Source organism: Massilia niabensis, from assembly GCF_042655085.1.
Taxonomy (GTDB): domain Bacteria; phylum Pseudomonadota; class Gammaproteobacteria; order Burkholderiales; family Burkholderiaceae_D; genus Telluria; species Telluria niabensis.
In genome coordinates, this window is record NZ_JBHSMU010000003.1 from 305,333 (window position 1) to 319,192 (window position 13,860).

At 64.4% G+C, this 13,860-nt stretch carries 15 protein-coding genes and 1 other RNA gene; 10 read left to right on the top strand and 6 right to left on the bottom strand.

Annotated features, from left to right (window positions below):
• Nucleotides 1-384 precede the first annotated feature (384 nt).
• Both ACFPN5_RS01480 and ACFPN5_RS01485 read left to right on the top strand, forming a co-directional pair.
• Nucleotides 385-1,335, top strand: coding sequence for an AAA family ATPase (locus ACFPN5_RS01480; RefSeq protein ID WP_379779363.1), 951 nt, complete (start codon nucleotides 385-387; stop codon nucleotides 1,333-1,335).
• Nucleotides 1,336-1,380: 45 nt separating this feature from the next.
• Nucleotides 1,381-2,082 carry a fumarylacetoacetate hydrolase family protein gene (locus tag ACFPN5_RS01485; protein ID WP_379779365.1) on the top strand — a complete coding sequence of 234 codons (702 nt, stop codon included), beginning with the start codon at nucleotides 1,381-1,383 and terminating at the stop codon, nucleotides 2,080-2,082.
• Nucleotides 2,083-2,089: 7 nt separating this feature from the next.
• Here the strand turns inward: ACFPN5_RS01485 and ACFPN5_RS01490 are convergent, their stop codons facing one another.
• The 3 genes from ACFPN5_RS01490 to rnpB all read right to left on the bottom strand — a co-directional run bounded on the left by ACFPN5_RS01490 (nucleotide 2,090) and on the right by rnpB (nucleotide 4,648).
• Nucleotides 2,090-2,611, bottom strand: coding sequence for a PH domain-containing protein (locus ACFPN5_RS01490; protein ID WP_379779367.1), 522 nt, complete (start codon nucleotides 2,609-2,611; stop codon nucleotides 2,090-2,092).
• Nucleotides 2,612-2,759: 148 nt separating this feature from the next.
• Nucleotides 2,760-4,247 (bottom strand): glycerol kinase GlpK, encoded by a 1,488-nt coding sequence (gene glpK / locus ACFPN5_RS01495; protein WP_379779800.1) that lies wholly within the window; start codon nucleotides 4,245-4,247, stop codon nucleotides 2,760-2,762.
• 49 nt (nucleotides 4,248-4,296) lie between these two features.
• Nucleotides 4,297-4,648: RNase P RNA component class A (gene rnpB / locus ACFPN5_RS01500), an RNA gene on the bottom strand.
• A gap of 146 nt (nucleotides 4,649-4,794) precedes the next feature.
• Between rnpB and ACFPN5_RS01505 the strand changes: the two genes are divergently transcribed.
• Nucleotides 4,795-6,504: a thiamine pyrophosphate-binding protein gene (locus tag ACFPN5_RS01505; RefSeq protein ID WP_379779368.1), complete on the top strand. Its 1,710-nt coding sequence runs from the start codon at nucleotides 4,795-4,797 to the stop codon at nucleotides 6,502-6,504.
• A gap of 12 nt (nucleotides 6,505-6,516) precedes the next feature.
• Here the strand turns inward: ACFPN5_RS01505 and ACFPN5_RS01510 are convergent, their stop codons facing one another.
• The gene (locus tag ACFPN5_RS01510) at nucleotides 6,517-7,053 is read right to left on the bottom strand and encodes a hypothetical protein (protein WP_379779370.1); all 537 of its coding nucleotides are present in this window, start codon (nucleotides 7,051-7,053) and stop codon (nucleotides 6,517-6,519) included.
• A 92-nt stretch (nucleotides 7,054-7,145) separates the two neighbouring features.
• Here ACFPN5_RS01510 and ACFPN5_RS01515 point away from each other — a divergent pair, with 92 nt between their 5' ends.
• From ACFPN5_RS01515 to ACFPN5_RS01525, 3 genes are all read left to right on the top strand, one after another.
• Entirely contained in the window at nucleotides 7,146-7,568 is a 423-nt protein-coding gene (locus ACFPN5_RS01515; RefSeq protein WP_379779372.1) for a lysozyme inhibitor LprI family protein, read from the top strand.
• A gap of 94 nt (nucleotides 7,569-7,662) precedes the next feature.
• Nucleotides 7,663-8,205 (top strand): nuclear transport factor 2 family protein, encoded by a 543-nt coding sequence (locus tag ACFPN5_RS01520; protein WP_379779374.1) that lies wholly within the window; start codon nucleotides 7,663-7,665, stop codon nucleotides 8,203-8,205.
• A 44-nt stretch (nucleotides 8,206-8,249) separates the two neighbouring features.
• Nucleotides 8,250-8,630 carry a GNAT family N-acetyltransferase gene (locus tag ACFPN5_RS01525; protein ID WP_379779376.1) on the top strand — a complete coding sequence of 127 codons (381 nt, stop codon included), beginning with the start codon at nucleotides 8,250-8,252 and terminating at the stop codon, nucleotides 8,628-8,630.
• A gap of 6 nt (nucleotides 8,631-8,636) precedes the next feature.
• On the opposite strand, the gene ACFPN5_RS01530 is transcribed toward ACFPN5_RS01525, so the two are convergent.
• Nucleotides 8,637-9,083 (bottom strand): nuclear transport factor 2 family protein, encoded by a 447-nt coding sequence (locus tag ACFPN5_RS01530; protein ID WP_379779378.1) that lies wholly within the window; start codon nucleotides 9,081-9,083, stop codon nucleotides 8,637-8,639.
• A gap of 257 nt (nucleotides 9,084-9,340) precedes the next feature.
• Here ACFPN5_RS01530 and ACFPN5_RS01535 point away from each other — a divergent pair, with 257 nt between their 5' ends.
• Nucleotides 9,341-10,147: a DUF4261 domain-containing protein gene (locus ACFPN5_RS01535; RefSeq protein WP_379779380.1), complete on the top strand. Its 807-nt coding sequence runs from the start codon at nucleotides 9,341-9,343 to the stop codon at nucleotides 10,145-10,147.
• A 21-nt stretch (nucleotides 10,148-10,168) separates the two neighbouring features.
• On the opposite strand, the gene ACFPN5_RS01540 is transcribed toward ACFPN5_RS01535, so the two are convergent.
• Nucleotides 10,169-10,366, bottom strand: coding sequence for a hypothetical protein (locus ACFPN5_RS01540; RefSeq protein ID WP_379779382.1), 198 nt, complete (start codon nucleotides 10,364-10,366; stop codon nucleotides 10,169-10,171).
• Between the two features lie 259 nt (nucleotides 10,367-10,625).
• Between ACFPN5_RS01540 and ftsY the strand changes: the two genes are divergently transcribed.
• From ftsY to ftsX, 3 genes are read left to right on the top strand one after another with little or no spacing between them, the layout of a single operon-like run.
• Nucleotides 10,626-11,759 (top strand): signal recognition particle-docking protein FtsY, encoded by a 1,134-nt coding sequence (ftsY, locus tag ACFPN5_RS01545; protein ID WP_379779384.1) that lies wholly within the window; start codon nucleotides 10,626-10,628, stop codon nucleotides 11,757-11,759.
• A gap of 19 nt (nucleotides 11,760-11,778) precedes the next feature.
• A complete protein-coding gene (locus ACFPN5_RS01550) occupies nucleotides 11,779-12,537 on the top strand; it encodes a cell division ATP-binding protein FtsE (protein WP_379779386.1) in 759 nt (252 codons plus the stop codon).
• A complete protein-coding gene (gene ftsX / locus ACFPN5_RS01555) occupies nucleotides 12,534-13,454 on the top strand; it encodes a permease-like cell division protein FtsX (protein WP_379779388.1) in 921 nt (306 codons plus the stop codon). The genes ACFPN5_RS01550 and ftsX overlap by 4 nt, the downstream gene beginning before the upstream one ends.
• Nucleotides 13,455-13,860: the final 406 nt, after the last annotated feature.

A 13,860-nucleotide genomic window follows, 5' to 3' on the forward strand; every position in this document is an offset into this window, starting at 1 on the left:
TTACACGCCGGGAGACCTGAACTTCTCCCACAAAACTGCACTTTTTCACACTGTTTCCCACTTTAGAGGAAGGGTTGTGTCTGGTCAAGCGAATTCCAGTAGGAAAAACCTGAAATTTACTAATGAAATGAAGGACTTAGCACGCTTCCCTTAAGCCAGGTGAAAAGAAAATATCCCGGAAAATTAAGCACTTAGCTTAAACAGTGAATGTGTAACCTCATCCGGGTAGCGCAGGTAAAGCTTTGCTTTCAGGAAAAATTTGTCTTTACAAAGCATGTTTTTGGCAACAAGCGGACCGCGCACCTTGCACGGCCAAAAATTGCGTATTCATGCCTGACGGGTTACGATTTCCACGTAAGCGTTTGCCCGCACTGGAGACCTAACGTGAGCATTACCATCGCCCGAACCCGCGCCGTCTACGACCTGCTCGACGTGCAGGAGGCCCTCGAGCGCAGCCGCGGGCGCTCGCCCGAGCTCGAAGCGTTTTACGAGCGCATGCTGGGCGCCGGTCCGGAACGCTTCGTCACCACCCCCTCCTCCCTCGACGCGCTCGACCCCCTGTTCGAGGAATGCCCGAATTTCGACGACGTGCTGGATGACCTGGCGCGCTACCTGCGCCTGGCGCATGCGGGAAATAAAGGTTTTAACGTGATGCCGATCCTGCTGCTGGGTGGCCCGGGCGTGGGCAAGACCCATTTCGCCAAGCGCCTGGCGCGCGCGATGGGCACCGAGTGCGAGCTGATCAGCATGAATGCGCTGTCGGCCGGCTTCGTCATCACCGGCAGCTCGGCCAGCTGGCGCGGCGCGAAATGCGGCAAGGTCGCCGAGCGCCTGGTGCGCGGCCAGTACGCGAACCCGGTGGTGGTGCTGGACGAAGTGGAAAAGGCGAGCGGCTCGTCGCAGTCCGATCCGCTGGCCGCGCTCTACCAGTTGCTCGAACCCGAAACCTCGCGCGCCTTCCGCGACGAATTCATCGACGTCGAGATCGACGCCAGCCAGATCTTCTGGGTGCTGACGGCGAATTCGACCGAGGGCATCCCGGCGCCCTTGCTCAACCGGATGGCGGTGTACGAGGTGCCGGCGCCGACCGTGGAACAGGCGGCCGGCATCGCCCAGCGCATCTATGCGTCGCTGCTGGGCGAACTCAATCTCGGCGGCTTCGATGCCCGGCTGGCCGACGCGGTGCTCGATCGCCTCTCGAGCGTATCGCCGCGCGACCTGCGCAAGACCCTGCTCGACAGCCTGGGCTATGCGGTGGCCGACGGGCGCGGGCACGTGCTGCTCGAGGACGTGCGCCTGCGCCAGGCGCCGGGACGGGGGCGGATCGGCTTTTAGGCGCCCTGCGCTAGAATGGGATCACTTTGTCAACATGAGAACCCCATGAGCGAATTCGCCTTTACGCCCCCTGCCACGCCCTCGCTCGCCGTCTTCGGCAGCAACCTGCGCTTCCCGATCCGCCGCGTCTTCTGCGTCGGCCGCAATTACGCAACCCACGCACGCGAAATGGGCAGCGATCCGGACCGCGAACCGCCGTTCTTCTTCATGAAGCCGGCCGACGCGGTGGTGCCGGCCGAAGGCGCGCTGCCCTATCCTCCGGCGACACAGGAGCTGCACCACGAGATCGAACTCGTGGTGGCCCTGCGCTCGGGCGGGGCCGATATCCCGGCGGACGAGGCACTGACGAAAGTCTGGGGCTATGGCGTGGGCCTCGACCTGACGCGGCGCGACCTGCAGGCCGCGGCCAAGGAAGCCGGCCGGCCATGGGACATGGCCAAGGGTTTCGACGCCTCCGCGCCCTGCACCCCGCTGCGCCCGGTGAGCGCCTTCGGACATCCGTCCCCCGGCGCCTGCATCCGCATGACGGTGAATGGCGAGACCCGCCAGGACGGCTCGCTCGACGAAATGATCTGGCCGATCGCCGACATCATCAGCCACCTGTCGCGCCTCGTGACGCTGGCGCCGGGCGACCTGATTTTTACCGGCACGCCGGGAGGCGTCGGCGCCTTGCTGCCGGGCGACCGGGTGCATGGCGAAGTGGCGGGGGTCGATGAATTCGACCTGGAGATCGTCGACAAGTCCTGACTCCCGATCACGCTCCTTGCGCGCGCAAGCTGGCCAGGAAGCGCTCCGGCTCCTCGACGCTGAACAGCAAGTCCGGCCCGGTCCTGGCCGGCAGCCAGACGACCCGGCTGCGGTCGGTCAGCAGTGCAAACACGGTCGATTTGCCCGGGCCGGAAAAGCGCCCCGCCGCGTAGCCCGGCAAGCCGACGCCGTTCCTGCGCAGCCCGAGCCGGGCCTCGCCGATCGCCGCATAATCGCCGGCGCGCGCCCGGGCGAGGTCGAAGTCGGCTATGGGACGGTCCTGTTCGTAGAAATGCGCCGCGCGCAGCACGATCCTGCCGCCGTCGACGCGCAAGTCGTTGTCCGAGACGGTATAGCCCAGCGTGCCCATGACCGGCAGGATCAGGAGCGCCGCCAGCGCCACATTTTTCCAGGTGCGCGCAGGTCCGTCGCGCCGCAGTACCAGCAAGGGCGCCGCGCACGCCAGCAGGGCGATCGCGAACAGGGCGCCGTACACCATATTGTCGACTGCCGGAATTGCAAAGGCCATGCCGCTCCCTTCGTGATGGGTTTCGGGACTTCGAAAAACCGTAGCGAGCGGCAGCAATGTTGGCCGAGACGCGCAGCTGTACGGAGGTACAGCGAGCATCGCAGGCCAACAGTACAACGCGCAGCAGGTTTTTCGAGGTCCCGTTGGGTCAGTGCTCGATCCAGCCCTTTGCATGCTCGACGGCACGCGCCCAGCGCCCGCGCAGTTCGGCGCGGAGATCAGCCCCCATCGCCGGCTCGAAGCGGCGCTGCGCGCGCCACAGGGCGCCGATCTCCTCGCGCGAGGCCCAGAACCCCTGCGCCAGCCCGGCAAGATAGGCGGCGCCAAGCGCCGTTGTTTCGGTCACCGCCGGGCGCACTACCGGCACGCCCAGCAGGTCGGCCTGGAATTGCATGAGCAGGTCGTTGCGGGCCGCGCCGCCGTCGGCACGCACCTCGCGCACCGGGCAGGCGGCGTCCTTCTGCATCGCCGCCAGCAGTTCCGCGCTCTGGTAGGCGATCGCCTCGACCGCCGCGCGGGCGATGTGGGCCGCCGTGGTGCCGCGCGTCATACCGACAATGGTGCCGCGCGCATACGGGTCCCAGTGCGGCGCCCCTAAACCGACAAAGGCCGGCACCAGCATCACGCCGCCGGCATCCGGCACCGAGGTGGCCAGCGCTTCGACATCGCTCGACTGCTTGATGATGCCGAGTCCGTCGCGCAGCCACTGGACGGTGGCGCCGGCCATGAACACGCTCCCCTCCAGCATGTAGTCGGTGCGCCCGTCCACTTTCCAGCCGACGGTGGCAAGCAGCCGGTTGCGCGAGACCGGCGGCACATAGCCGGCGTGCATCAGCATGAAGCAGCCGGTGCCGTAGGTATTCTTGACCATGCCCTTGTCGTAGCAGGCCTGGCCAAAGGTGGCGGCCTGCTGGTCGCCGGCGATGCCGGACAAGGGAATCGGGCCGCCGAACCAGCCGGCATCCACTACGCCGACCTGCTCCGAGCTGCGCACGACTTCCGGCAGCATCGCGCTTGGGACGCCGAACAAATCCAGCAGGGCCGGATCCCAGCGCATCGAGTGGATGTTGTAGAGCATCGTGCGCGAGGCGTTGCTGACGTCGGTGACGTGGCGCCCGCACAGTTTATAGGCGAGCCAGCTGTCGATGGTGCCGAAGCACAATTCGCCGCGTTCGGCCCGTTCGCGCGCGCCGGGGACATTCTCCAGCAGCCATTGCAGTTTGGTGGCCGAGAAATAGGCGTCGAGTTCGAGGCCGGTGCTGCGCCCGACAAGGCGCGCATGGCCCGCCTCGCGCAGGCGGTCGCAGGCGCCGGCGGTGCGGCGGTCCTGCCAGACGATGGCGCGCGCAATCGGCTCGCCCGTCGCCCGGTCCCAGACCACGGTGGTTTCACGCTGGTTGGCGATGCCGATGGCAGCCACCTGCCTTGCGCTGACATTGAATTCGCGCAGCACCTGGCGCGCGCAGGCAAGCTGGCTGTTCCAGATATCGAGCGGGTCGTGCTCGACCCATCCGGGCTGCGGAAAGTGCTGGGGATATTCCTGCTGGGCGCAGGCCACGACCTGGCCCTGGCGGTCGAACAGGATGGCGCGGGAACTGGTCGTTCCCTGGTCGAGCGCCAGGATGTATTGAGGCAGATTTTGAGGCACTGAGGTCCCCCTGCGCTGTGTTTCAGTATGAAATTCAGTGTAAAGCAGGCCGATAGGCCGGATTCTGTGTAGTGGTTTCCCTTGCGGGACGCCCCTATGACAGCCATTCCTCTAGGCGCCGAATTACTCCGGCGCTCAAGCTTCCTACCCGCACGCTCCGCGAGCAACATCAACGCGTGCCTATTTGGAATTGCTCCGAGTGGAGGTTACCGCGTTTCACCGTAACTTAATACGCTCGTCTCTGTGGCCCTATTCCTCGCCTTATACCCTCGGTTTGCACCGAAGGCTTTCAGCGGACGGCCGTTAACCGTCACCCCGCTCTATGGAGTCCGGACCTTCCTCCCGCCAGCACCTTGAGAGTGCCAGCCAGCGGCTGTCTGGCCTGCTTCACGGGGTGCATTGTAACCGATGGCGGGCAGCGATGCGCTTTGGGTAGTGACCGCGATTTCTGAAATTTGGTGTCGCCATTTGGAAAGCCCTGCTCGGCCCGATTGCATAGAATGCCACGATGCCTACCAATGAGGATGACCGACACATGACGCACCCTTCCCGTACCGGCGGCCAGATCCTGGTCGACGCACTGCACATCCACGGTGTCGACACCGCCTTCGGAGTGCCCGGCGAAAGCTACCTCGACGTGCTAGACGCGCTGCATGATTCCAGCATCCGCTTCGTCATCAACCGCCAGGAAGGGGGCGCGGCATTCATGGCCGAGGCCTACGGCAAGCTCACCGGCAAACCGGGCATCTGCTTCGTGACGCGCGGCCCCGGCGCCACCAACGCCTCGATCGGCGTGCACACGGCCTACCAGGATTCCACGCCGATGATCCTGTTCATCGGCCAGGTCGGCAGCGACTTCATCGACCGCGAAGCCTTCCAGGAAATCGATTACCGCCGCATGTTCGGCGAAATGGCCAAATGGGTGACGCAGATCGACCGCGCCGACCGCATCCCGGAATACATCGCGCGCGCCTTCCAGGTCGCCACCAGCGGCCGCCCCGGCCCGGTCGTACTGGCGCTGCCCGAGGACATGCTGATCGACACCGCCGCGGTCGCCGACACCCGCCGCCATGCACCGGTGCAGGCCGCGCCGTCGGCCGCGCAGATCGACACGCTGCGGACGATGTTGGCGGAAAGCCAGCGCCCCCTCGTGCTGCTCGGCGGCGGCACCTGGAACGCCCAGGCCTGCGCCGACCTGCAAGCCTTCGCCGAAGCGAACGCGCTGCCGGTGGCCTGCACCTTCCGCTTCCAGGACCTGCTGGATAACGCGCACCCGAACTACATCGGCGATGTCGGCATCGGCATCAACCCGAAGCTGGCTGCGCGTGTGAAAAACGCCGACCTCATCATCGCCATCGGCCCGCGCCTGGGCGAGATGACGACCGGCGGCTACACCCTGCTCGCCTCCCCGGTGCCAAGCCAGCGCCTGGTGCACGTCCACGCCGACCCCGAGGAACTGGGCAGCGTCTACCAGGCCGACCTGATGATCGCCAGCGGTGCGCCGCAGGTCGCCAGCATGCTGGCGGCGATGGAACCCGTTGACGCCAGCGCCTGGCGCGATACCGTGCTTGAAGCCAAGGCGGAACTGGCCGCGTACCAGGAGCAGCCGCCGATTTTCCGCGATGCCGACCCGTCCATCGCGCCGCTCGACCTGTGGCAAGTGGTGCAGGACCTGATGGCCGCCCTGCCCCGCGACACGATCATCACCAACGGCGCCGGCAACTACGCATCCTGGGCGCACCGCTTCTGGCGCTATGGCGGCATGCGCACGCAGCTGGCGCCAACCAACGGCGCCATGGGCTATGCGGTGCCGGCGGGCGTGGCCGCGAAAATCATCGACCCAAGCCGCACCGTCGTCACCTTTGCCGGCGACGGCGAATTCATGATGACCGGGCAGGAACTGGCCACCGCCGTGCAATACGGCGCGGGCGTGATCATCATCGTCTTCAACAACAGCATGTTCGGTACCATCCGCATGCACCAGGAAAAGACTTATCCAGGACGCGTATCGGGCACCGGCTTGCACAACCCCGACTTCGCCGCGCTGGCGCGGGCCTATGGCGCGCACGGCGAGATCGTGGAGAAGACGGCGGACTTTGCGCCGGCGCTCGAACGCGCCGTGCTTCATGCCAACGGCCGCAAGCTGCCGGCCCTGATCGAACTGCGATACGACGGCAACCTGATCACGCCGAACGCCACGCTGGATATGATGCGGGCGCAAGCCGAGGCGGCGAAGGCTGGCTGACGCCGGCCGTTGTCAGTCCAGGAGCCCCTGCATGCCGGGGGCCTTGTCGTTTTCCGGCACGCCGAACAGGGCGGCATACAAGCCGGGGATAATGTCCACCTCCGTGAACTTCGACACCGGGACCACCCGCAATCCCGGCCGTGGCTTCTTGACGCCCTGGGCGTCGCCTTTCGTATGCATCGCGACCTTGAATCCGTCCAGCGGCGGCAGGGCGATGCCCGGCTCCGAGCCAAAGAACAGGAAAGGCCCGAGCGTCATCTTTTCCGGATCGAAGCGCATCCACACCACGCACCCGGATGGTTTCTGGCCAAGCCCAAGGTGCACGTTCTGCCTCATCGTCCGGGCAATCGTCGACGACGTCTTCAGCTGGACATGGCGGGTAATGCCGTTCGCTTCCAGCACGATATCGTGGCCCGAGCGGTCGATAGCCGGCTGCGACACTTCGAGGGAGGCATCATGATGCAACCAAGCGTATTTCAACAGTTCACCGATGAGCAGGTGCTCGAGCAGCTTTTCACGGTAGACGGACTGCCAGGAATCGACGGACATACGATATTCACAAAGGATGGACAGATGGCCATATTATCGCCTGCTGCGGCCTGCCCGAAAATTCCCTGCAATACGCTTTGCCTTGACCGCACATGAAAATGAAAACAAATCCGACGAACACTGTAGTAACGCGTGTCCTTGTCCTGTTGCTGCTATCAGCACATGCCGGACCTTCGTTTGCCCTCGACTGCAACAAGAGGCTCACCACAGTGGAACTCAATGAATGCGCATCGAAAGAAAAAGATAAGGTCGAGGCGAAACTCAATAGCACCTATCAGCGGATCATGAAATCGCTCAGCCGTCCGGATCCGGATACGGATTCCGAGCAGCGCTCCAGAATGAAGAAGAGTCTCATTTCCGCGCAGCGTGCGTGGGTGACGTTTCGGGAGGCGGATTGCGATGCCGTTTATGAAAAGCATGCGGATGGAACGATTCGGAATCTGATGTACATCAGCTGCCTGCAGCGCCACGCTGAGAAGCGCGTCAAGGATCTTGAAAGCTTTGAAAGGGATTGAGCCGCGGCTGTTTCCAGAAGCGCAGCGTCGTTACTTTTGGAGGATTTTCGAGGAATGTGGTCCACTATACTCATCGGTTTCCATGGGAGACACGATGAAAACCGCATTGTCCGCCGTCCTGCTTGGCACCGCCCTTTTCTTTTCGGTCCCACAGTCAGCCATGGCGCAGAGCCTGGCCGACAGCCGCCAGAAGATCGACGCGCTTATCGAAACCTTCCGGCAGGCGATCATCAACAAGGACACCGCCGGCTTCATGCAGCTGTTCCTGCGCGAGGACATCACGTGGACTGCGGTGTATAGCGACGGCAGTGTCGACCGGTATAACGCCAGCTTGAAAGATCCGAAAGAACCGCGCGGCACGAAAATCCAAAACAGCAGTCCGCGCAAGTTTATCGAAAGTATCGCCAGGGCGAAGGAAACCATGGCCGAAACCTTTTCCAACGTGCGTATCGACACCGATGGCGACGTGGCCCAAGTCTGGTTCGATTACACCTTCATCGCGGGCGACTACAAAAACAACTGGGGCAAGGAAAGCTGGCAACTGGTCCGGACTGAAGCGGGCTGGAAGATTGCTGCCGTTGTCTGGTCGGCGGAAGAAAATCCGGTCCCGCGTGTCCTCCCGAAGGGCGCGAATTGACCTGCCCAGTTTTTAGAAGGGCAATCAGCGCCGACATCCCTGTCATGTCGCGTATTCGCTTGTCGGTCACCGAAAATGTGCTGTCCGACCCCGGCCGCGTTACCGCCAGCATGTACGAAGATTATCTCGAGGAAGCGGGGCGCGGCTGGGTTGCGGAGATCGACGGCGTCATTGTCGCCTTCTGCTATGCCGCGAGAGAGGACGGTTCGATCTGGGCGCTGTTTGTACGCCCGGGCAATGAAGGGCAAGGCCTGGCGAAGCACTTGCTGGGCCTGGCGGTGGACTGGATTTTCGAGCTGGGCCATGCATGTGCCAGGCTCGACACAACGGCAAACACGCGGGCTGACCGCTTTTATGCCATGCAGGGCTGGGAACGAAAGCCGGTGAGCGAAACAAAGGTCGAATACATCCTGCAGAAGCACTGAGCCCGCCTATTGGCTCGACCAGACCTTCATGGTCTGGTTCGCCAGCAGCTTGCACGCCCCACCGAGATTGACCCAGGTGCGCATGAATTGATAGCGGTTGGTGCGCCAGGTCTTGCCGTCGGCGTTGAATTGCTCGACCGAACTGAGTCCGCGCAGCACAACCGTGTCGCCGGAGATGTGGCCCCGGACCTCCGACGTCGTGCGGCTCTTCGGCACCACGCCTGGCTGCGCCAGGCGGGCCAGGAGGTTCGCCCGGGTTTCGATCTGCGAACCCAGCGAGTGCACCCAGACATAATCGTCCGCGAGCGAGGTGGCCAGGAAGGCGGTGTCGCCGACGCGCAGCGCTTCCTCGTACTGCCGGTCGCGTTCGATCAGCTCGCCCAGCGGCAGGCAGGGTGCGCATAGCGCTGCCGACGGGAATGCCACGCATAGCGCAGTGAGTAATGTTTTCATGCTGAAGCGGGACTCCTTGAATGACAGGCTGGACGAGCGGGCAAGGCGAATGACTGCCCCATACTAAAGCTGGGCTGTACGAATGACAATCCCGGCGCGCGCGATTGTCCGTTACGGGCTCGATGCAGCGTGGGTAGAACGGCGACGGCCCGGCGGATACGCTATGCTGCTCAGCAAGCGGCCCGATGAGCACCGCACTGCATGACAACTACCTGCACCCACAACGGGTGCCGACACGATTTAGGAGACGAAGTACCGTGAATGACACCCCAGAACTGGTCTTGTGTATCCCCGGACCCTGGCGGGACCGCGCCGAGCTGGTGGAGAGCCTGGTCGTGAGCGAGACCGGTTACCTGCTCGTCGGCGGTGCACTGCGCGACACGCTGAGCGGCTTTGCCTGCGATCTCGTGCTCGAGGGCGCGGACCCGGACCTGGCCGCGGCGTTCGCCAAGGCCGGGCCGCACTGGGCCGCATCGAACGCCATGGCGGCGGTGGCCGATCATGACTGCGTCGTCTACCTGGTCGGCAAGGGCGGCTCGCTCGAGGCGGCCGAGGCGATGATGCGCGCCGCCGGCGCACTGGTCGAGGCCGGCGGGCTGGGGGTAAAGGTGGACAGCACCGGCATCGCCCACGGCCCGGCCTACTGGTTCGACATCTGCGACAAGCTGGAGCAACTGACGGCCCACCGGGCCCTGGTCGTGTACGTCATGGGCAAAGAGGACGTTTTTTCCTGCGGCATGCACAACTTCGGCCTGCCGGACGCGATGACGGGCGCCCTCGACAAGCCGGCCGCGGCGGACATGCTGCGCACCTTCACGCGCTACCTGCTGGAACGGGGACCGGTGTTCGCGGACGGGCATACCTTCTCGGTGAGCGAGGGCGAGCCGGTCTACCGCGTGCGGAAAGTACCCGCGCGTGACTACGGCCCCGACTCCCTCTTCAATAATCCGTATGGCGCCTGGCGCCTCGAATTGGAGCAAGCCGAAGCCCGGCGGCCGGAACCCGTGGCCGAGCGCGGGCAGGCGGACAAGCAGCACGGCTGGTGGGGCAGGATCCGCTCGTAAGGAGGGCAGCGCGACCCTGGCTCAACGGGAGTAGCTTGGCTCCAGCCCGAGCTCTGGCGGCAGCGGCACCGGTCCGTCGAACAGGCTGTGCTGCTCGGTCAGGAACAGCGCCACCAGGGTAATGAAAATCCAGACCACGGCGTTGCGCATGGCGGCGGCGCCGCGGTCACCGGGCTTGTCGCCGCCGATCAGGCGGCGGAGAAATCGTGGAAGTTTCATCTGCGGTCCTGTCGGTCTGGATGAGCATAGGCCGAATCTACCTTCCTTGCGCCTGCGCTGCCAGTGCGCACAGCCGGGCGAGCCAGGCTACCCGAATGACGGCCGGCCGGACGGCGGAACTGTCGCGTTTCCGCACGCCGTGTTCGCCTGGGCCTTGCCGATTCGTCAGTACGTCCCTCTGGTAGAATACGCGCGACCCTTTTCGTCGTGCCGGCTGCCAAAGCCGGCATGTGCATGCACTACCCGCCAACACACATCCATGTTTAGTTTCTTTAAAAGAAAAAAAGCCCCTGAGACGCCGGCTCCGGATACCGCGCCTGCGGATACCGCGCTGCTGCCTGAAGTCGCCAAGACCGTCGCTCCGCCTCCGGCGCCTGCCGCCGCGCCTGCAGCGCCGGCCCTGGCACCAGGCCCCTCGCTGGCACCCGCCCCCTTGCCTGAAGTCGAGCTCTTCATCGAAGAGACGGCCGAACGCCCGACCACCGAGGCCGAGAAGAAAAAGTCGTGGATGACGCGCCTGAAGGCCGGCCTGTCCAAGACCTCGAGCAACCTGTCGCTGCTGTTCGTCGGCGCGCGCATCGATGAAGACCTGTACGAGGAACTCGAGTCCGCCCTGCTGATGTCGGACGCCGGCATGGATGCGACCCAGCATTTGCTCGACAGCCTGCGCCGCAAGGTCAAGGACGAGAAGCTGCTCGACGCAGCCGCCGTCAAGGCCGCGCTGAAGGAATTGATGGTCGAGATGCTCGCGCCCCTGCAAAAGCCGCTCGAACTGGGCCGCCACGAGCCGCTGGTGATGATGATTTCCGGCGTCAACGGCGCCGGCAAGACCACGACCATCGGCAAGCTGGCCAAGCACATGCAGCGCTCCGAGCAGTCGGTGCTGCTGGCCGCCGGCGACACCTTCCGCGCCGCCGCGCGCGAGCAGCTGATGGTCTGGGGCCAGCGCAACAACGTCACCGTGATCTCGCAGGCCTCGGGCGACCCGGCCGCGGTCGCGTTCGACGCGGTCCAGTCGGGCAAGGCGCGCGGCGTCGACGTCGTCATGGTCGATACCGCCGGCCGCCTGCCGACCCAGCTGCACCTGATGGAAGAACTCAAGAAGATCAAGCGCGTGATCGGCAAGGGCATGGATGGCGCCCCGCACGAGACCCTGCTCGTCATCGACGGCAACACCGGCCAGAACGCCCTGGCCCAAGTCAAAGCCTTCGACGATGCGCTGCAGCTGACGGGCCTGGTGATTACCAAGCTCGACGGCACTGCCAAGGGCGGCGTGCTGGCCGCGATTGCCCGTACCCGCCCGATTCCGGTGTACTTCATCGGCGTGGGCGAAAAGCTGGACGACCTGCAGCCATTCGATGCTGAAGAATTCGTCGAAGCGCTGCTGGGTTAAGAGATAAGAGTCGCCGCCGATGATCGAGTTCCATTCCGTTTCCAAGCAGTATTCCGCCGAGGCCACCGCCCTGCGCGAGGTCTCCCTGAACATCGACAAGGGCGAGCTGGTGTACCTGGCCGGCCCGTCCGGCGCCGGCAAGTCGACCCTGATGAAAATGGTCGCCGCCATCGAGCGCCCCAGCAGCGGGCGCGTGATCGTCTTCGGGCAGGACATCGGCAAGCTGAAAAGGCCGAGCATCCCCTTCCTGCGGCGCAAGCTCGGGCTGATCTTCCAGCACCAGCGCCTGCTCAACGACCGCAATATCCTGGCCAATGTCATGCTGCCGCTGTTGGTGTCAGGTGCGCCCATGGGCCCGGCCGAGGGCCGCGCCCGGGCAGCGCTCGACAAGGTCGGCCTGCTCGACCGCGCGCGTGCGCATCCGCTCGAACTGTCGGGCGGCGAGCAGCAGCGCGTGGCGATTGCCCGCGCGATCGTCAACCGGCCGCAGATCATCCTGGCCGACGAACCGACGGCCAATCTCGACCGCGTGGCGGCCGACAAGGTGCTCGACGCCCTGCGTGCCTTCAATTCGGTTGGCGTCACCTGCGTCATCTCGACGCACGACGAGCAGGTGCTCGATCGCGCTGCGCGCGTGATCCGGCTCGAGCACGGGCAACTCGTGTCTGCCGGTGAGGCCGGCGACCATGTCCTGGCCGAGCGCGCCGCTACCGACCGCCGCATTGCCGACCGCGCTGCTGCCGACCGTGCCACTGACGGCGTCGGAGGTGCCGTATGAGCCCGTGGATCCGCCACCACCGTTTCGCCTTCGGCGCGGCGTTCTCGCACCTGCGCAAGTCGCCGGGCAGTTTCCTGTTCAACGTGCTGGTCGTCGCCGTCGCGCTCGCCCTGCCCTTCGCGGGCATCACCCTGCTCGACAACGTGCGCCCCATGTCGGAGCAACTGTCGGTCGACCCGGAGGTGAGCCTGTTCGTCAAGCCCGAGGCCTCGCGCGAGGACGCGCAGGCGCTCGAGCCGCAGCTGCGCCAGATCCTGCAGGGCAGCGGCGCGCGCATCGTGTTCGTGCCGCGCGAGCGGGCGCTGGGCGACCTGAAGGAACGCAGCGGGCTGTCGGCCGCTCTCGACACCCTGGGCGAGAATCCCCTGCCCGACAGCTACATCATGAAGCTCGAGGGTTTTTCGAACAATGCCGATGCGGCGCGCATCGACGGCATCGTCGAAAAGATGAGCGCGCTGCCGCAGGTCGATACCGTGCAGGTGGATTCCGCCTGGGTCAAGCGCCTGGCCGCCCTGCTGGGCATCCTTCGCCTGGCGCTGCTGCTGCTGGCCATTACCCTGAGCGTGGTGGTGATCGCCGTCGTGTTCAACACGATCCGCCTGCAGGTGCTGACCCAGCGCGAGGAAATCGCCGTCTCCAAACTGCTGGGCGCAACCGACAACTTCATTCACCGCCCGTTCTATTACACGGGCGCCCTGCTCGGCCTGTGCGCCGGCGCCGTGGCACTGGGCGCGGTGGCGCTGGCCCTGAACCCGCTGAACGCGGCGATTGCGGAGTTTGCGCGGCTGTACGCGTCGGAATTCCAGCTGGCGCCGCTGGGGGCGCTGGAACTGGCTGGATTGCTGGCAATCAGCGCGGGGCTTGGCTTGACCGGGGCGATGCTGTCGGTGCAGCGCCATCTGGCGCGGCTGAGCTGAAGACTTCATAAAGTGGGCACGTACTTGAGGCCATTGGCCTCAAGTACCCCATCCGACGTTTCACCACAAACACTTCTTGTAGTCCTCCACGCCGCGACCACGCGGGAATTTGTCGCACAGGCTGCCGAACTTCGCGCAGGGTGCGCCAACTAACAGAAAACGGGGGTGCTGTCCCCGTAACCTGCGGTCTAAACGCTGGCACAAGCCACACATTTGAGGTCTATCAATAATTTTGCAAGGTTCTGCTCTACAGTAAATCTGATCTTTTTTTAAATACTGATAAGCAATACTTTAAGCAGACTTAAACGTTCCTCTCCTATGAGGGGGCCGCTAGCACTCACCCCTAGAGAGTGCTAATATATGTCCTCAAGTGAAGGTATACAAGGCTTGTACCGCATCAGGCACG